Raw genomic sequence first — 19,411 nt, 5'->3', positions numbered from 1 at the left:
CCCATGAACGACGACCGTCCCGATCCCGACCGCCTACTTGACGAGCTGCGTCGCGACGAGGAGGCCGCCCGGCGCGGCCGGCTGAAGATCTTCTTCGGCGCCTGCGCCGGCGTCGGCAAGACCTACGCCATGCTGAGCGCGGCGCGGCAAAGGTTGGCCGAAGGCGAGGCGGTGCTGGCCGGCATCGTCGAGACCCACGGCCGCGCCGAAACCGCGCGCCTGCTCGACGACCTGCCGCTGCTGCCGTCGCGCGCCATCGACTACCGCGGCCGCACCCTGGCCGAGTTCGACCTCGACGCCGCGCTGGCCCTCCGCCCGCCGCTGTTGCTGGTGGACGAGCTGGCGCATTCCAACGTACCCGGCAGCCGCCACGCCAAGCGCTGGCAGGACGTCGAAGAACTGCTGGCGGCCGGCATCGACGTCTACAGCACGCTCAACGTGCAGCACCTGGAGAGCCTCAACGACGTGGTCGGCAGCATCACCGGCATCCGCGTGCGCGAAACCGTGCCCGACCGGGTATTCGACGCCGCCGACGAGGTGACGCTGGTCGACCTGCCGCCGGACGAACTCCTGGTGCGGCTGCACGAGGGCAAGGTCTACATGCCGGAAGCCGCCGCCAACGCGCGGCAGAACTTTTTCCGCAAGGGCAACCTGATCGCCCTCCGGGAAATGGCGCTGCGCCGCACCGCCGACCGCGTCGACGCCCAGATGCGCGCCTACCGCGCCGATCAGGAGATCGAACGGGTGTGGCAGGTGAAGGAGCGGCTCCTGGCCTGCGTCGGCGCCGACGACCAGGCCGAGAAGGTGGTGCGCGCCACGGCCCGCCTGGCCGCCGCGCTCAAGGCCGACTGGATCGCCCTGCACGTGGAAACCCCGGCCTTGCAGCGCCGGTCGGACGCGGCGCACCAGGCCACCCTGGCGGTGCTGAGGTTGGCCGAAGAACTGGGCGCGGAAACCGTCGCGCTGGCCGGTTCCGACCTGGCCGCGACGGTCACGGCCTACGCCCAGAGCCGCAACACCGGCAAGCTGGTCATCGGCCAGCCGCGTCCCAGCCGCTGGCAACGGCTGACCGGCAGCACGCTGCTGGAACGGCTGGGCCGGCACGCCCGCGACCTCGACATCCACCTGGTCAGCGCCGAGCCCGCCCCGGCCACCACGACGCCAGCCAAGCCAGCCCCGCGCGGCCCCATCGACTGGCGCGCTTACGGCTGGGCCGCCTTCCTGTCGGCGCTGACCACCCTGCCCGCCGCGCTGTTGCTGAAAGTGTTCGACCCGGCCAACGTGGTGATGGTCTACCTGCTCGCCGTGGTGCTGATTTCGATCCGCTTCGGCCGCGGCCCGGGCGCGCTGGCCGCCTGCCTGGCGGTGCTGGGCTTCGACTTCTTCTTCGTGCCGCCGCGCTTCTCGTTCACGGTGGCGGACACCCAGTACCTGTTCACCTTCAGCTTGATGCTGGCGGTGGCGCTGATCATCGGCCAACTGGCGGCGCGGCTGCGCTTCGAGGCGGTGGCGGCGCAACGGCGCGAGCGAGGCACCGCCCAGCTCGCCCGCCTCGCCCGCGAACTCTCCGCCGCGCTGACCACGGCGCAGATCGTCGAAATCGCCGAGCTCGGTTTCCGCGACATGTTCCGCGTCGACAGCGTGATCCTGCTGCCGGACCAGCACGAGCGGATACGGCCGGCCGGCGCGCCGGCCGAAGCGGTGCTGGCGGTGGACGCCGCAGTGGCGCAATGGGTGTACGACCACCAGGTCCCGGCCGGGCGCGGCACCGCCACGCTGCCGGCCAGCCCGGCGCGCTACCTGCCGCTCAAGGCACCGATGCGCACGCGCGGCGTGCTGGCCTTCGTCGCTGACGAAGCAGAGCCCGCCCCGGAAGAGCGCCGCCTGATGGACACCTGCGTGGCGCAGATCGCGCTGGCGCTGGAACGGGTGCACTACGTTGAAGTGGCGCAGGACGCGCTGCTGGCGATGGAATCCGACCGGCTGCGCAATACCTTGCTGACCACGCTGTCGCACGACCTGCGCACGCCGTTGACCTCGCTGATCGGCGTCGCCGACACCCTGCAGCGCGACGACCTGGCCGACAGTGCGCGGCACGAGCTGCTGCAATCACTGCAGGACGAGGCGCGCCGCATGGGCAGCCTGGTCGGCAACCTGCTCGACATGGCGCGGCTGCAGGCCGAGGGCGTGACGCTGAAGAAGGACTGGCAATCGATCGAGGAAGTGGCCGGCAGCGCCTTGCGCCACATGAGCATTCCGCTGGCGCGCCACGCCATCGTCACCGACCTGCCTCCCGAGCTGCCCTTGTGCGAGTTCGACGCGCTGCTGATCGAGCGCGTGCTGGTCAACCTGCTCGACAACGCCGCCAAATACACCCCACCAGGCAGCGAGGTGCGGCTCTCCGCGCGTGTCGACGGCCGGTGGCTCGCGGTCAGCGTCAGCGACAACGGCCCCGGCCTGCCGCCCGGAGACCCCACCCGGCTGTTCGACAAGTTCACGCGCGGCCAGAGCGAATCGGCCATCCCCGGCGTCGGGCTGGGCCTGGCGTTATGCCGTACCATACTGGACGCCCACGGCGGCCAGATCCGCGCCGAAAACCGCCCGGAAGGCGGAGCCCGCTTCACCTTCCGCCTGCCGCTGGGCGCCCCCCCGCCCCCACCCGACGTACTGGAATGACAATGAACGACCGCCGCCTGCTGATCATCGAGGACGACCCGCAAATCCGCCGCTTCCTGCGCGCCGCGCTAGAGGCGGAAGGTTTTGCCGTGTTCGAAGCTGACAGCGGCCAGCGCGGCCTGATCGAAGCCGCCACGCGCCAGCCCGAGCTGGTGATCGTCGACCTCGGCCTGCCGGACATGGACGGGCGCGAGGTGATCCGCGAGCTGCGCGGCTGGTCGGCGGTGCCCATCGTGGTGCTGTCGGCACGCCACCAGGAAGAGGAAAAGGTGGCCGCGCTCGATCAGGGGGCGGACGACTATCTGGTCAAGCCCTTCGGCGTGCCGGAACTGCTGGCCAGGCTGCGCGCCCAGCTGCGGCGCGGCGCCACCGCCGCCGCGGGGCAGAGCCGGGTCAGCTTCGGCCAGGTCTGCGTCGACCTGCCGCAGCGCCGCGTCAGCCGTGCCGGCACCGAGGTGCACCTGACCCCGGTCGAATACCGCCTGCTCTCGGCGCTGATCAAGGGCCAGGGCCGCGTGCTGACGCACCGCCAGCTGCTGCTCGACACCTGGGGCCCGGACTACATCGAGCGCCCGCACTACCTGCGCATCTACATGGGCCACCTGCGCCAGAAGCTGGAAGACGACCCGTCGCAGCCCAAGCACCTGCTCACCGAGCTGGGCGTGGGCTACCGGCTGCAGACCTGAGAACCGGTTGACGATCTGCTGCGCTGCGGCGATACGGCGTCGAAAACGTCTTCGGAATGCTCATTGACCACGTGCAAACTCCGCCTCCTCGGCCGCTTTTACCTTGTCTCGCTTTCGTTGGCGAGAGCGTAAACAGGCTACGAGACACTGACGCCGCCGCCGGCCCGCAACAAAAAACCCGATCAAATCGATCGGGTTTCTCGTATGGCACAGCCTGCCTGGACCAAATGGCCCGATGCCCCCGCCAAGCCGTCGCGGGGCTCAGTGTCCGGCGGACGGCCGCGCCCACTCCGCCACCGCGCGGATGTCCTGCGGCGTGGTACGGCAGCAGCCGCCGATCAGGCGAGCCCCGGCCTGGTGCCAGCCGCGCGCCGCCTCGGCGAAACGGTTGGCGTCGGCGTGGCCGTGCCAGCACTTGTGCTCGGGGTCGTAATGCTCGCCGGAGTTCGGGTAGACCAACAGCGGCTTGGTGCTGGCGCCCTGCGCGGCGGCCACCAGCGCCGGGATGAACTCGGGCGCGGTGCAGTTCACCCCCACCGCCACCACCTGCTCCACCTCATTGAGCTCCGCCACGGCATCGGCCAGCTTCTCGCCCTGGCAAGTATGCTCGCCGTCCTTGCAACTGAAACTGATCCAGGCACGGGCGGACGGGAATTCCTCGGCCAGCAGCCGCGCCAGGGCGCGCGCCTCGACCTGACAGGGGATGGTCTCGCACGCCAGCAGATCGGCGCCGGCCTCGAGCAACACCTTGAGGCGCGGACGGTGGAAATCCATCAGCTGCTGTTCGCCGAGGCCGTAATCGCCGCGGTATTCCGAGCCGTCGGCCAGCATCGCGCCGTACGGGCCGACCGAGGCCGCCACCAGCGGTTTCGGTCGGCCCTGACGGTGCGCCGGGTCGCTCCAGAAGGCATCGCGTGCCTCGACCGCCAGCGTGACGGCGCGGCGCATCAGCGCGGCCGCCGCCTCGGCGTCGTAACCGCGCCGGGCGAAACCTTCGAAGGTGGCCTGGTAGCTGGCGGTGGTAGCGACGTCGGCGCCGGCGGCGAAGTAATCCTCGTGCACCTGGCGGATCAGTTCGGGCTCTTCGATCAGCACGCGCGCCGACCACAGCGGGTCGTTGAGGTCGCAGCCGCGTTGCTGCAGCTCGGTGGCCAGGGCGCCGTCCAGGATCAGCACCGGATAGTCGGCCAGGATGGCGGCGACGGGGTCGGTGGTTGGGGAAGTCATGATTATCGTGGTCTGCGTTGGAAGATGAGGAATTATGCGTTCAATGACGGGGACGCTCAATCCATCGCCGATACGCCCGCTCGTGGTGCGCCGCACCAGCCGTGCACCATGGCATGCACCATAACTGCCCATTTTTCATAATCGAAGAGTTCGCAATACGCCAAATGAACTACGCCTTTGGAATAGCACGGGAACCGATTTTGCTTGTTGTCGCAGCAACAACAAGCCAAGGGGGAAAACCATGTCGTCATTACAGAGCGGACAGATGAACTTGAGCGCGGCCGAGCGCCGCTGGCTGCCGCTATTCGGCAAGACCGGCAAGCTCGCGATGCGCTGGTCGTGCTTTCTCAGCCGCGACCGCTACGCGACGATGGAACACGTGTTCGACAGCTTCGCCCGCACCCGGGTAAGAGCACTGACGCAATGGACCGAGCAGCACTGGCAGGCGCTGGCCGGTCTGAGCGAACAGCTGGCAAGCCAGCCCGCCGCCGACTGGCCTGCGCTGCTGGGCGGCTATTACCAGAGTCTGGTCGAAGTCACCGAGCTGTTCGTGGTGTCGCCCGCCAACCGCGTCTTGGCGTCCACCGCCCCACGCCGCTGCGGCCAGCAGGGCGTGAGGGCGGCGGCGCTCGACAAGGGTCTGCAGCAACGCTGGCTGCACGGCCCCTACCTGGACGCCGAGACGCGCGCGCTGGGGGCGCGCAGCTCGCGCTTTCACGACGCGGTGACGATGATGTTCTACCTGCCGCTGCGCCGCGGCGGCGACACCCTCGGCTGCCTGTGCGCACGGGTGCCCAACGACGTGCTGGGCGACCTGATCCAGCGCGAGGCCGGCCACATCTTCCACGAATCGGGCGACAACTACCTGTTCATGGTCCGCTCCGTCTTCGACCCCGGCATCGCCCCGGGCACCGCGCTGTCGCGCTCGCGCTTCGAAGACCGCGCCTTCACCGGTGGCGACAACCTCAAGGACGGGGTGAAGACCGACTACGGCACGGTCAGCGTGCGCGAGCACACCGAGTTCGAATTGACCTTCAACGACCCCGCCACCGGCCAGCTCCACCCGGGCGTGCGCGAAACCATCCGCCAGGGGCAGAACCTGTTCGTCACCTACCCCGGCTATGCCGACTACCGCCACATCCCGGTGGTTGGCAAGGGAATCACCTTCCAGCTGCCCGGCTCCCCCGACACCTGGGGCATGATGTGCGAGGCCGATCTGGAGGAGGTCTACCGCTACCGCCCGATCAGCTACCAGCTGATGCGCGGTTTCCTGCTGATCCAGCTGGCGTTGGGCGCGGCCACGCTGGGGGCTTCGGCACTCGACGGCCTGCCGCTGTGGCTGCGCCTTGCCGGCTACGGCGCTCTGCTGCTGGCCGGCGCCACGGCCTTCCGCCAGCTCTGCACCCGGCCGCTGGCGCTGCGCCTGCGCGGCGTCTCCGGCATGATCCGCAACGTCGCCGAGGGCGGCGGCAACCTGACGCTGCGCATCGACCGCCAGCAGCTGTCGGCCGACGAAACCGGGGTGATGGCGCAGTGGGTCAACAGCCTGATCGACCATCTCGACACCACGCTGGCGCGGCTGGTGCGCGTCAGCCGCCACCTGGAAGAGCACAACCGCCGCATGGCCGAACACAATACCGGCGCCGCGGTGGCGGCGGGCCAGGTGTTCAGCACCGTCGACAAGACGCGGGAAGGCCTGGCCCAGCAGATGACGGCGCTGGACGACGCCAACCATCACGCCGGCAGCATGCAGACCGCGATGGCGCAGCAGGCCGAGGCGGCGCGGCGCCAGCTCGCCGAGGTCAGCAGCCGGACCCTGGCCATCCGCCAGACCGTCGGCGCCTCGGCCGACATCATCAACGACCTGGGCAACAGCACGCGCGACATCGGCCGGGTGGTGAGCCTGATCCACGAGATCGCCGACCAGACCAACCTCCTGGCGCTCAACGCCGCGATCGAGGCGGCGCGCGCCGGCGAGGCCGGGCGCGGCTTTGCCGTGGTGGCCGACGAAGTGCGCAAGCTGGCCGAGCGCACCAGCCGCAATACCGAGGAAATCGACCAGATGATCCAGAAGGTGCAGCGCCAGGCCGCCGCCGCGGTGGACACCATGCAAGGCGGCATGAGCCATCTCGAAGAGGGATTGAGGTTGGCCGAAGCCTCGGCCGGGGAGAACCGCGAGGTGCGGGAGATCGTCGATGGCCTGATCGACACCATCCGCACCCTGACCCACAGCGGCCAGGAGCACGCCAGCGACACCCACGCCATCGGTTCGGTGGCGGGCAGCATGCAGCTGGCGCAGCAGGCGCTGACCCAGAGCGTGGAACAGACGCGCCACACCATCGCCGAACTGGCCATGCTCACCGGCAAGTTCCAGGTCAGCGGCCAGGGGGCCTGAGGGGGGGCTCGGGTTGGCCGAAGCCTCGGCTTCGGCCAACCCTGTCAGTGCTTATAACCCGTACTTCTTGACCTTGTCGTACAGCGTGGTCTTGGGCATGTTGAGCGCCACGCTAGTCTGGCTCAGGTTGCCGTCGTGGCGGCGCATCACCTCGGCGATCATCGCCTTCTCGAACGCCTCCACCGCCTCGGCCAGGCTCGGCGGCGGGGTGTCGCCGGAGGCGGCGCCCTTGAACACCGGCAGGCCCAGCGCGAAGCGCTCGGCGACGTTGCGCAGCTCGCGCACGTTGCCCGGCCAGTCGTGCGCCATCAGCCGCGACAGCGTCTGGCGATCGGCCTCGGGCGCCTCGCGGCCGTAGCGCAGCGCCGCCTGCTGCAGGAACGATTCGAACAGCAGCGGGATGTCCTCGCGCCGCTCGCGCAACGGCGGCAGCTCCAGCGTCACCACGTTGAGGCGGTAGTAGAGATCGGAACGGAAGCGCCCCTGCTGCCCCAGCAGCTCCAGGTCTTCCTTGGTGGCGGCGATCAGGCGGCAATCGACGTCCACCAGCTGGTTCGAGCCCAGCCGCTCCAGCTTGTGTTCCTGCAGCACCCTCAACAGCTTGATCTGCAGGTTGATCGGCATGGTTTCCACTTCGTCGAGGAACAGCGTGCCCTTGTTGGCGTGCTCGATCTTGCCGATGCGGCGCTTGCCGGCGCCGGTGAAGGCGTTGGCCTCGTGGCCGAAGATTTCGCTCTCGAACAGGTTTTCCGGCAGGCCGCCGCAGTTGAGCGCGACGAAGTTGTGCGCGTTACGCCGGCTGTACTCGTGCAGGCAGCTCGCCACCAGCTCCTTGCCGGTGCCGGTTTCGCCGTGGATCAGCACGTTGGCCGAAGTATCGGCCACGTTCATGATCAGCTGGCGCAGCTGCTGGATCGCCGGCGAGCGGCCGATCAGGCGCTGCTCCAGCGCGGTGCGGCCGTGCAGTTGACGCTGCAGCGCCGCCACCTCCAGCGTCAGGCGGCGCTGCTCCAGCGCACGCCGCGCCACGTCCACCAGGCGCTCGGGCGAGAACGGCTTCTCGACGAAATCGTAGGCGCCGTCCTTCATCGCCTGCACCGCCAGCGTCACGTCGCCGTGGCCGGTGATCAGCACCACCGGCAGCGCGCGCTCCTGCTCCTTGAGGCGGCGCATCAGCGCCATGCCGTCCATGCCGGGCAGGTGGATGTCGCTGATGACGATGCCGGCGAAATCCGGGCCGACATGCTTGAGCGCCGCCTCGGCGCTGTCCACGCCGATCACCGGGATGTCTTCCAGCTGCAGCGCCTGCTCGCAGCCCAGGCGCACGGTAGGATCGTCTTCAACGATCAGGACGGATAACAATTCTTCTTCAGTCATGGTTCTGCTTTACTGCCGCCAGCGGCAGCGTCAGGATGAATTCGGCACCACCGCCGTCTGGGTTCTGTGCGATCAGCGAGCCGCCGACCTCGGTGGCCATGCCGGCCGACAGCGCCAGCCCCAGCCCCAGCCCGCGCCCTTCCGGCTTGGTGGTGAAAAACGGTTCGAACAGGCGCGAGCGCACTTCCTCCGGCAAGCCCGGCCCGCTGTCGCGCACCGACAGCCGGCAGTTCTCGCCAAGCAGGCGCAACGAGAGCTGCAACTCGCGTCGCGGGCTGGCCTGCATCGCGTCGAGCGCGTTGCCGATCAGGTTGACCAGGATTTGCTCGAGCCGGGTCTGGTCGATCAGCACGCGGCAGTCGTCCAGCTCGCGCACCACCTTCACCGGCGGGCTGGCCAGGCGCGGCTGCAGCAGGAACAGCGCGGCGTCCGCCGCCTGCAGCACGCTAGCCTCGCCGATCGGCTCGGTCGACTTGCGCGCGAACGAGCGCAGCGAGGTGGTGATCTTGCCCATGCGCTCCACCAGCTCGTTGATGGTTTGCAGGTTGGCCGAAGCCGTCTCCAGCTTGCCACGCGCCAGGAACTTCATGGTGTTGCCCGACAGCGTGCGCAGCGCCGCCAGGGGCTGGTTGAGTTCGTGCGCGATGCTGGTCGACATCTGCCCGATCACCGCCAGCTTGCCCGCCTGCACCAGCCCGTCCTGCGCCTTGCGCAGCGTGTTCTCGGCGAGCTGACGCTCGCGGATCTCGGCCTTGAGGCGGTCGTTGCTGGCGATCAGGTCGGCGGTGCGCTCGGCGATCTTGCGCTCGAGCTGGCTGTTGGCGCGCTCCAGCGCCTCGCGCGCGGCGAAGCGCGCCGCCAGCACCTTGCGCCGCTCGTTCCACGCCACCAGCAGGATCACCAGGATGACGAAGCCCGCCACCGCCAGCGCGGCGTTGCTCAGCGCCGTCTTGCGCACCGTCTTGAGCGGGGTGAGCAGGGTCAGTTTCCACGAGGTATCTTTCAGGCTGCGCGTCTGCGCCAGGAAGTCGGTGGGGCGGTTCACCCCCTTGACGCCACCCGGCATCTGCAGCGCCCAGCGCTCCAGCCCCACGTCCAGGGTCCGGCGCTGCGCCACCTGCAGCAAGGGCAAGGGCGCCCAGTAGTAGCGCAGGCTGCGCGCCAGCTCTTCGCGCCGTGCCGGCGACAGCGGGTTCAGCGTGTGCAGCTTCCACTCCGGCTCCGAGGCCAGGATGATAACGCCGTTCTCGTCGCTGACGAAGGCGTCGGTGTCGGCCCACTGCCAGCTCGGTTCGAGCTGGTCGAGCCGCACCTTGACCACCGCCACGCCGATGATCTTGCCGTCCTTCTTCAGCCCTTGCGCCAGGTAGTAGCCGGGCTCGGCACGCGTGGTGCCGACGCCGTAGGAACGCCCCTGCCCGCCCTTGAGCGCTTCCTGGAAATAGTCGCGAAACGACAGGTCCTCGCCGACGTAGCTGTCGGCGCGGCGCCAGTTGCTCGACGCCAGCACCCGCCCCTCGGTGTTGATGACGTAGATGGTGCTGGTCGAGGTCTGCTGGTTCAGCTCTTCCAGGTAGCGGTTGGCCAGATTCTGCGGACCGGGAAACGGATCGGGCGAGGTCAGCACATTGAGGATGCGCTCCTCCAGCCCGAGGATGTTGGGGACGAAACTGTACTTGTCGATCTCGCTCTCGAGCCCGCGCGCGTGCAGCTCGAGCTGGCGCGTGCCGCTGTCGGCCAGCGCCTCGATGCCGCTGTTCTCGCTCACCCGGTAGGTGATGTAGCCGATGGCCAGCATCAGCCCGAAAACCACGGCCAGCAGGTAGGGCAGAAAACGTTTGGGAATGCGCAGCATAACGATGGGGTCGATTCGGAGGATTCGGCGAAGACGATCTTGTATCGTTCTATCACAGAGCCGTCGGCGAGGACAGCCCTGCAAGGAAAACGGCCTCGCGCAGGAGGCCGTTCGGGATGACGCTAGGTGCGGGGATCAGGCACGCGCCGGTGCCAGGTCGTCGGCCTCGGCGTCCGGATCGGTATCGTCGTCCTCGCCTTCCAGCTCGCCGGCGCCCAGGGCACCCTCGGACTTGGCCACCACGCTGGCGGCGATGGCGTTACCGATCACGTTGGTGGCGGAACGGCCCATGTCGAGGAAGTGGTCGATGCCCAACAGCAGCAGCAGGCCGGCTTCCGGAATGTTGAACTGCGACAGCGTGGCGGCGATCACCACCAGCGAGGCGCGCGGCACGCCGGCCATGCCCTTCGAGGTCACCATCAGAATCAGCATCATGGTGATTTCCTGGGCCAGCGTCAGATGGATGCCGTAGGCCTGGGCGATGAAGATGGTGGCGAAGGTGCAGTACATCATCGAACCGTCAAGGTTGAACGAGTAGCCCATCGGCAGCACGAAGCTGGCCACCTTGCGCGAGCAGCCGAAGCGCTCCAGCAGCTCCAGCGTCTTCGGGTAAGCGGCTTCCGAGCTGGCGGTGGAGAACGCCAGCAGCGCCGGCTCGCGCACCATCTTCATCAGGGTCAGCACGCGACGACCGAGGAACAGGCCGCCGGCCAGGACCAGCACCAGCCACAGCCCGCCGATCGACAGATAGAACTCGGCCATGAAGGTGCCGTAGGTCGCAAGAATGCCCAGGCCTTCCTTGGCCACCATGGCGGCAATCGCGGCGAACACGGCCAGCGGCGCGAAGTTCATCACGTAGCCGGTCACCTTGAGCATGATGTGCGCCACGGAGTCGAGCATGTCGACCACCGGCTTGGCACGATCGCCAATGGCGGCGCCGGCACAGCCGAAGAACACCGAGAACACCACGATCTGCAGGATCTCGTTCTTGCCCATCGCCTCGACCACGCTCTTCGGAATGGCGTGGGTGACGAAATCCTTCAGCGTGATGGCGCCCGCCTCGATGCCGCTGGAAGCGTGCACGTCCGGCAGCGGCAGACCCAGGCCGACACCCGGCTTGAGCAGGTTGACCATGACCAGGCCCAGGCTCAGCGAGAAGAACGATGCGGTCATGAACCACGCCATGGTCTTGGCGCCGATGCGGCCGACGGTCTTGGTGTCGCCCATCTTGGCGATACCGACCACCAGGGTGGAGAACACCAGCGGGGCGATGATCATCTTGATCAGTCGCAGGAAGACATCGGTCAGGATCGAAATGTTGTCGGCGAACGACTTGATCGCGGCCTCGTCGGTGGCCATCTCGCGCCATACGTAGCCGGTCAGGATACCCAGCACCATGGCGGCCAGGATGAAGGTGGTCAGTCTATTGAGTTTCACTAAATGCCTCTCCAGTGAAGGTCTGCCCCCGCGGCCATCGTCGTGGCCAGGGCGTTGGGGGCGGTCTTGCCAACCGTCCCCGCCTTTGCTCGTCCATCCGGCCTGAGCGACCGGGGTGGACCGTTTGGTGGTCCCTGCGCGCGCGCTGTTGCGCTGCGGCCGGAAATCGTTTTGTTGTTGGCCCGCCAGGGTTGGTGGGTGTCACCCTGGCCGGCGGCTCCTTATATTGCACGAAGCGTGCCAGCCGGACGGCCCGGATACAATTCGCAACATACTGTTTTTATTGAGTTTTTTTTAACGACATCGGCATGGATACGGATGGGCGGAATGGCGTCTTCGGCGCTGTTCGGTTATCCGAACGGGTGGACCGGGCGGCGGCGGCGGCTTTCCTGCCCGCCCAAACGAAAAAAGGTTGGCCGAAGACGATGCTTCGGCCAACCTTTGGCAAGGGAAAAACGGGGCGATCAGACCGACAGGTAGGACGACTGCTTCAGTCCGCGGCAGAACTCGGCGAAGTAGGTATTGCGCTCGTCGGCCGACAGCTTGGCGGCACGCGCCTTCTCCTCGTAACGATTGAGGATTTCCTCCGGCGACAGGTGCACGTAACGCAGCATGTCCTCGATGGTGTCGTGCTCCTCCACGCCCGAAAACTCCAGGCGGCAGCCCTCGCGCACGAACACGTTGACCGAGTCGGTGTCGCCGAACAGGTTGTGCATGTCGCCCAGAATCTCCTGGTAGGCGCCGACCAGGAAGGTCGCGATCAGGTACTCGTCACCCGGCTTCACCGCGTGCACCGCCATGGTCGACTCGATGCTCTGCTGATCGACGTAGTGCTTGATCTTGCCGTCCGAGTCGCAGGTCAGGTCCTGCAGCACCGCGCGCCGCGTCGGCTGCTCGTCGAGACGATGCACCGGCATGATCGGCAGCACCTGGTCGATGGCCCAGGTATCCGGCAGCGACTGGAACACCGAGAAATTGCAGAAGTACTTGTCGGCCATCTTGTCGGTGAGCTGGTCGAACACCTGGCGCTGCGAGCGCTGGTGCGTCAGCTGCAACTGCCCGTGCAGGCGGCGGCACAGCGCGTAATAGAGCTGCTCCGCGGTCGCCTTGTCCTTCAGGCGCAGACGACCCTCGGCGTACATCTCGGCCACTTCGGCCACGTAATGACTGGCGCGGTGGTAGGTTTCGGTGACCATCTCGGCGTCGGTGAGATGGGTCAGCTCGTAGAGCTTGCGCACCGGCTGTGCCAGCATGTCCAGATCGTCCAGTTCCGGCACGCTTTCCGGCAGACGCTCGACGTCGGTCACGTTCATGATCAGCACGGCGTGGTGCGCGGTCATGGCACGCCCGGACTCGGACATGATGCGCGGATGCGGCAGGCCGTTCTCGTCGCAGAACTCGGCCAGCATCGACACGATCACGTGCGCGTACTCTTCCATGTCGTAGTTGATCGAGCTGGCGTTGCGCGAGTGGGTGCCGTCGTAATCGACCCCCAGGCCACCACCGACGTCGACATGGTCGATCGGCAGCCCCAGATCGCGCAGTTCCCCGAAGTAGCGGATCGCTTCGCGAAAGCCCAGGCGATAGTCGGCGATGTTGGCGATCTGCGAGCCCATGTGGAAGTGCAGGAGGCGCACGCAATCGGCCATGCCGGCAGCGTCCATCTTGCCCGCCACGTCGATCAGCTGCGATGCCGACAAGCCGAACTTGCCCTTCTCGCCGCCGGTGTCGGCCCACTGGTTATCGGAATTCAGCGACGACAGCCGCACGCGCACGCCGACCAGCGGACGCACGCCGAGCTTCTGCGCCTCCTCGATCACCAGGTCGACCTCGACCTCCTTCTCGATCACGATGAAGACGCGGTGGCCGAGCTTCTGCCCGATCAGGGCCAGGCGCACGAAGTCGCGGTCCTTGTAGCCGTTGCAGGTGATGGTGCAGCCCTTGGGCGCCAGCGCCAGCACCGCCATCAGCTCCGGCTTGGAGCCGGCTTCCAGCCCGATGGAGACACTCGGCGTGGCGATGATGCTCTTGATCACCGCCTCCTGCTGGTTCACCTTGATCGGATAGAGCGCGGTGTACTGGCTGCCGTAGCCGACGTCGGCGATGGCCTTGTCGAACGCGCCGCACAGCCGGGTCACGCGGTCTTGCAGGATGTCCGGGAAGCGCACCAGGAGCGGCAGGTCGAGCCCCTTGTCGGACAGCGCGTGCACCAGGTCGTACAGATCGATTTCGCAGTTTTGCTGACGGGTATTGGGGCGGACCTTGACGTGGCCGTCGTCCCCAACCTCGAAATACCCCGCCCCCCAATGCCGGATGCCGTACAGGCTCCGGCTCTCAGCCACAGACCAAGCCATGAGTTTTTCCTTCAATGATTCGATGGAGAACCCCGCTCCTTAGTGCGCGGCTTTCGGGCTTGCGAGCTTTTATGTGGGCCTGGGATGTCGGAGCGAAACAATCTTTTTGTGCGTTATTGCGATGCAAAACGAGCGCGGATTTTAGCAACATCACGCACGATGACAAGGAGAATTTTGAGCCGGCGCCGCCATCGCGCCACAGCCGCCCCCGAGAGCCGCTCGAGACGCCGCCACAAGAGGCCGCCGACGCTGCCCGATACCGCGCCGAAGCGGAAAGCAACTGGAAATACAGGGTCATGCCACGCCCCCCTTCCCATCGGCACGGAGACCGGCGATGCGTGTCAAACCAGCTTCGCCAAGTGCCGGCAAGCCGTGCAACGGCGGCAGACAAAACAGAGGCTTGCTGCCGCCGTCACCCAGCGCCCGGCCCCCCCGCCAGGTTAGCCCCGGACGATGTCAGGACGATGAAAGCAGCATCACTCCACCCTTTGGCCCGTGTTTGACGCGCGTAGCGCGGCAGTGTTCCCCTGGCATGACCTCAACTGCGGCGATGACGGCCCACACCCTCGGGAATCGCCAGCGCGCTTAGACCGATGACTCGGCCCGTGCGCCGTCGTCGAGCTGTTGCGCAGCGCCCTCCGCCGTCTTCTTGGCGCGATACATGGCGTCATCGGCATGCTTGAGCAGCTGCTGCTCCTCGTCGCCGTGCTCGGGAAACAGGGCGATCCCGATACTCGGCAGGATGCGCAGGTGCCGGCCGTCGAGGTTCAGCGGATGATCGAGGGCGCTGCGGATTTTCTCGGCCACCAGCCAGGCGTGCTCCGGCAAGGCAATGCTCTCCAGCAGCACCACGAATTCGTCGCCGCCGATACGCGCCACGGTATCGCTCTCCCGCACACACTGCCTGAGCCGCCGGGCCACCTCTTGCAGCAGCAGATCGCCGGTGGCGTGGCCAAAGCTGTCGTTCACCTGCTTGAACTTGTCCAGATCGAGATACAGCAGGGACAAGCGTCCCTGCTCGCGCCGCGCCCTTGCCAGCGCCGCTTTCAGGCGGCCATACAGCAAGCGGCGGTTGGGCAGGCTGGTCAATTCGTCGTACTGCGCCATCTGCTGCAGTCTGGCATGCAGCTGTTTGCGCTCGATCGCAGTGGCAATCTGGGCCGAGACGAACTGCAGCAACTCCTTGTCTTTCTCGGTGTAACGCACGCCATCAGCATAGCTCTTCAGCACCAGGGCGCCGATGATGCCCTTGAGCGAGTTGAGCGGAACCGCCAGCCAGCAGGCGGCATCCGTAGAAACCGCGGCCCTGAGAGGCGGTGGCAAGGCATCCGCCGTCTCGGGGGCCAGCAGCAGCGGCTGCCCGGTACGGATGACCTCTTCGCACAGCAGGGTAGTGGCAGGGTTGCGCGGCACCGGGGAATGATTGCGGGCATCGACATGGTACGGAAAACTCAGGCGCTCTTGCCCCGCGTCGTACAGCGCCACGGAAAATTTCTGCGCCGGCAGCAGGTTGCCGACAACCTGCCGAATATGCTGAAACAAGGCCAGCAGATCCTCGGCCCCATGCGCCGCCTCGGAAATGGCGTACAGCGCCGTCTGCAACGACTCCGCCCGCTTGCGCTCGGTAATGTCACGGGCCACGGCCACCCTCACCTGGTCGGCCTCCGACCAGCGTGCCGACCACATGATGTGGACCACCTGGCCGTCCTTGCGCACATAGCGATTCTCGAAATGCGGCTTGGCATCCCCCGCCATGATCTGGCGGGCCGCCTCCTGCGTTCTGGCGCGATCTTCCGGCAACACCAGCTCGATCATCGGCTTGCCGATCAATTCCGCTTGCGTATAGCCAAAGATGCGCTCGCAGGCGGCGCTGACGAAAACAAAGCGCCCCTCGATATCGACGATACAGATGGCGTCGAGCAGAAGGTCGATGAAGCTTGCCAAGGGCGCACCGTTTTTTGTGTCCATGAGCTAAGCATATTGCCTGAAAAGGTAAAGCGTTAGGAATCGATCGATGTCCGGTGCCGCCAATTTAGCGCCGGCCATCGCACACTACCAGGGAATCCTCCCCGCCACGCACGATCCGCCGCTCCCAAGCAAGAAGGCGGACAGACTCTTGCGAATCCGCCCGCCTCCGGACCAGCCATCAGGGGGCCGTCGCCACCGCCCCTCCCGCCCCGCTGCCAGGCGGGGTCGGCGCGTCGTTTTCGCGCATGGCCGCGGCCATGGCACGCGCCCGGTTGCGCTGGGCGCTCAGCATCAGATAGTTGGCAACCAGCACGAAAATCCCCACCAGCAGCACGGTGATCGCCGCCAGCGCGTTGATCTCCGGGTTCAGGCCCAGACGCACCTTGGAGAAGATCACCATCGGCAATGTCGTCGCCCCCGGCCCGGACAGGAAGGACGTCGTCACCAGGTCGTCCAGCGACAGCGTGATCGACAGCAGGAAGCCCGAGGCGATGGCCTGCGACACCAGCGGCAGCGTGATCAGGAAGAATATCTTCATCGGGCGCGCCCCCAGGTCCATCGCCGCCTCTTCCAGGCTCTTGTCGATCTCGATCAGGCGCGAGCGCACCACCACGGCGACGTAGGCCATGCACAGCGTGGTATGACCGGCCCAGATGGTGAAGAAGCCGCGTTCCGAAGGTTGGCCGAAGAACTGTTGCATCGAGATGAACAAGAGCAGCATCGACAGGCCGGTGATCACTTCCGGCATCACCATCGGCGCCGTCATCATGCCGGCGAACAAGGTGCTGCCGCGAAAACGCCCGAAGCGCGCCAGCACGAAACCGGCGATGGTCCCCAGCACCACCGCCGCCGTCGCGGAGGCCAGCGCGATCTTGATCGACAGCGTCACTGCCGAGATGATCTGATCGTTCTGCATCAGCGACACGTACCAGCGCGTCGAGAAACCGCCCCACACCGTCACCAGCTTGGAGGCATTGAACGAATAGATGATCAGGCTGACGATCGGCACATAAAGGAACAGGAAACCCAGCAGCAACACCCCCTTGAGCGTCTTGGGCAGCGGATTGCCGTTATACATTTTTCCCCTCCAGCTGACGGGTTTCATAGCGGTGGAACAGCGCAATCGGCACGATCAGGAACAGCACCATGATGGTCGCCACCGCCGAGGCCATCGGCCAGTTATTGTTGTCGAAGAACTCGTTCCACAACACCTTGCCGATCATCAGCACGTCCGGCCCGCCCACCAGTTCCGGAATCACGAATTCGCCCACCGCCGGGATGAACACCATCATCGCGCCGGCGACGATGCCGTTCTTGGACAGCGGCAAGGTGATGGTCCAGAAGGTCTTGAGCGGTCGCGCCCCCAGATCGTTGGCCGCTTCCAGCAGGGTCACGTCCATTTTCACCAGGTGCGCGTAGAGCGGCAGGATCATGAACGGCAGGTAGGCGTACACCATCACCAGATAGAGTGAGAACTGGTTGTGGAACATCTCCAGGGGCTGGCTGATCAGCCCCATCGACATCAGCAGGTTGTTGATGATGCCGTTGGGCTGGAGCAAGCCCATCCAGGCGTACACCCGCAGCAGGAACGAGGTCCAGAACGGCAGCATCACCAGCATCAGCAGCACATTGCGGATGGCCGGGTTGGCACGGGCGATGGCATAGGCGATCGGGTAGCCGATCAACAGGCAGGCCAGCGTGGTGAACAACGCCACCTCGAGCGACGACACATAGGTGTCGAGATACAGCTCGTTGGTGAAGATGAACAGGAAATTGGACAGGTTGAGCGCGATGTTCAGCGTGCTCATGTCGCCGTCGTACTTGAGCAGGTGCGTGAACGGCGGGATCGCCAGATCCTGATCGGCGAAACTGATCTTCAACACGATCAGGAACGGCACCAGAAAGAACACCAGCAGCCACAAGTAAGGCACCGAGATCACGGCCCCCTTACCCGGCTTGAAACGCTCGAGAATGGAACGCAGCATAGTCATCACCCTTCCCTCACATGGTCAGGACGACTGGCAAGTCGGGACGCCAGCGGATGTTCACGCTCTCGCCCCAGGTCGGCGGCTCTTCGCCCGCCTCGTACCAGCGCGACGACGGCACCACCGACTTCACCACCTTGCCGCTGGGCAGCCGCACGTGATAGATCGAGTAGCTGCCCAGGTAGGCGATGTCCTCGATCTTGCCGCGCGCCGCGTTCGGCGCCGGGGTGAATTCGCCACGATCGAGCCGCACGTCCTCGGGACGGATGCTGGCCCAGACCTGCATGCCCTTGGGCCCGGTGATGCCGTGATCGATCCGGACGCGCCCGCCCAGTTCGGTGGACTCGATTTCCACGCCGTCCGGCTCGTCCACCACTACCTGGCCACCGAAGATATTGGTTTCGCCGATGAACTCCGCGGTGAAGCGGCAATTCGGGAAGTCGTAGATTTCGGTCGGGGTACCCACTTGCAGCAGCCGGCCCTCGCTCATGATGCCGATGCGCGAGGCCATGGTCATGGCCTCTTCCTGATCGTGCGTCACCATGATGCAGGTCACGCCGACGGTTTCCAGCGTGTTGACCAGCTCCAGCTGGGTCTGCTGACGCAGCTTCTTGTCCAGCGCGCCCAAGGGCTCGTCCAGCAGCAGCAATTTCGGACGCTTGGCGAGGCTTCTCGCCAGCGCCACGCGCTGCTGCTGGCCGCCGGAGAGCTGGTAGGGCTTGCGCGAGGCGAACTTGCGCAGCTGCACCAGATCGAGCATCTCCGTGACGCGTGCGGCGATCTGGTCCTTGGGTAGCTTGTCCTGCTTGAGGCCGAACGCGATGTTCTGCTCGACCGTCATGTGCGGGAACAGCGCGTAGCTCTGGAACATCATGTTGATGGGCCGATCGTACGGCGCGAGAGCGGTGATGTCCTGGCCGTCGAGGATGATCTTGCCGGCGGTCGGCCGTTCCATGCCGGCCAGCATGCGCAGCAGCGTGGACTTGCCGCAGCCTGAGCTCCCCAGCAGGGCGAAGATTTCATTACGGCGAATGGTGAGATCGACATGATCGACGGCGAAGTGATCGCCAAACTTCTTCACGATCCCGGATATCTGCAGATAGGGCTTCTCGTCAACCTGAGCCCCGGCCGCCGTCTTGGGCTGTGCGACAGCATCCATCATGATGGTCAAATCTCCCTCTGGCGCACGTCGGACCACCGCCGTCGATACGCCGATTCATCGAATGCCCCCGCTCTCGTCGGGGTGCTGGTTATCGTCTGTTACCGGATTCGGTACACCTGCGTTCTTGCCTGGCGTCGCGTGCCGACCAGGCGGCATGCACCTCCACTTAAACCGGGAAAGAATACCAAAACCGCCCCAAAAGGGCGCATTTTAATCTGCCGGGGTCATATGGAAATCAATAAGCGAACGCCATGCCAGTCTGGCAGCCCCCCTCGCCCGGCAGCACGGC

Annotated in this window: 12 protein-coding genes; 3 read left to right on the top strand and 9 right to left on the bottom strand. The window is 66.2% G+C overall.

Annotation, left to right across the window (positions count from 1 at the left end; all coding sequences use genetic code 11):
- Nucleotides 1–3 precede the first annotated feature (3 nt).
- The gene (locus AC3WG5_RS12260; protein WP_492568888.1) at nucleotides 4–2,676 is read left to right on the top strand and encodes a DUF4118 domain-containing protein; all 2,673 of its coding nucleotides are present in this window, start codon (nucleotides 4–6) and stop codon (nucleotides 2,674–2,676) included.
- Between the two features lie 2 nt (nucleotides 2,677–2,678).
- The gene (gene kdpE, locus AC3WG5_RS12255; protein ID WP_492568887.1) at nucleotides 2,679–3,362 is read left to right on the top strand and encodes a two-component system response regulator KdpE; all 684 of its coding nucleotides are present in this window, start codon (nucleotides 2,679–2,681) and stop codon (nucleotides 3,360–3,362) included.
- A gap of 261 nt (nucleotides 3,363–3,623) precedes the next feature.
- On the opposite strand, the gene mmuM is transcribed toward kdpE, so the two are convergent.
- Entirely contained in the window at nucleotides 3,624–4,589 is a 966-nt protein-coding gene (gene mmuM / locus AC3WG5_RS12250) for a homocysteine S-methyltransferase (protein ID WP_492568886.1), read from the bottom strand.
- Nucleotides 4,590–4,830: 241 nt separating this feature from the next.
- On the opposite strand from mmuM, the gene AC3WG5_RS12245 reads away from it, so the two are divergent.
- The gene (locus AC3WG5_RS12245) at nucleotides 4,831–6,984 is read left to right on the top strand and encodes a methyl-accepting chemotaxis protein (RefSeq protein WP_492568885.1); all 2,154 of its coding nucleotides are present in this window, start codon (nucleotides 4,831–4,833) and stop codon (nucleotides 6,982–6,984) included.
- A gap of 51 nt (nucleotides 6,985–7,035) precedes the next feature.
- On the opposite strand, the gene aauR is transcribed toward AC3WG5_RS12245, so the two are convergent.
- The 8 genes from aauR to AC3WG5_RS12205 all read right to left on the bottom strand — a co-directional run bounded on the left by aauR (nucleotide 7,036) and on the right by AC3WG5_RS12205 (nucleotide 19,122).
- Nucleotides 7,036–8,361 carry a two-component response regulator AauR gene (gene aauR / locus AC3WG5_RS12240; protein WP_014086742.1) on the bottom strand — a complete coding sequence of 442 codons (1,326 nt, stop codon included), beginning with the start codon at nucleotides 8,359–8,361 and terminating at the stop codon, nucleotides 7,036–7,038.
- Entirely contained in the window at nucleotides 8,354–10,216 is a 1,863-nt protein-coding gene (locus AC3WG5_RS12235; protein WP_014086741.1) for a sensor histidine kinase, read from the bottom strand. Before AC3WG5_RS12235 ends, aauR begins: the two co-directional genes overlap by 8 nt.
- Before the next feature lie 135 nt (nucleotides 10,217–10,351).
- Nucleotides 10,352–11,653: a dicarboxylate/amino acid:cation symporter gene (locus AC3WG5_RS12230; protein WP_482582530.1), complete on the bottom strand. Its 1,302-nt coding sequence runs from the start codon at nucleotides 11,651–11,653 to the stop codon at nucleotides 10,352–10,354.
- Between the two features lie 464 nt (nucleotides 11,654–12,117).
- Entirely contained in the window at nucleotides 12,118–14,007 is a 1,890-nt protein-coding gene (gene speA / locus AC3WG5_RS12225) for an arginine decarboxylase (protein ID WP_492568884.1), read from the bottom strand.
- A gap of 585 nt (nucleotides 14,008–14,592) precedes the next feature.
- On the bottom strand, nucleotides 14,593–15,975 hold the full coding sequence (locus tag AC3WG5_RS12220; protein WP_492568883.1) for a sensor domain-containing protein: 1,383 nt from the start codon (nucleotides 15,973–15,975) through the stop codon (nucleotides 14,593–14,595).
- Nucleotides 15,976–16,153: 178 nt separating this feature from the next.
- Entirely contained in the window at nucleotides 16,154–17,053 is a 900-nt protein-coding gene (locus AC3WG5_RS12215; protein ID WP_482582538.1) for an ABC transporter permease subunit, read from the bottom strand.
- Nucleotides 17,046–17,966: an ABC transporter permease subunit gene (locus tag AC3WG5_RS12210; RefSeq protein ID WP_492568882.1), complete on the bottom strand. Its 921-nt coding sequence runs from the start codon at nucleotides 17,964–17,966 to the stop codon at nucleotides 17,046–17,048. The genes AC3WG5_RS12215 and AC3WG5_RS12210 overlap by 8 nt, the downstream gene beginning before the upstream one ends.
- Before the next feature lie 10 nt (nucleotides 17,967–17,976).
- Complete coding sequence (locus AC3WG5_RS12205; RefSeq protein ID WP_008953804.1) at nucleotides 17,977–19,122, bottom strand: ABC transporter ATP-binding protein; 1,146 nt, start codon at nucleotides 19,120–19,122, stop codon at nucleotides 17,977–17,979.
- Nucleotides 19,123–19,411 lie beyond the last annotated feature (289 nt).

It is taken from the genome of Pseudogulbenkiania sp. FW507-F1 (genome assembly GCF_058781125.1).
This window is presented reverse-complemented; position numbering and strand designations above follow the sequence as displayed.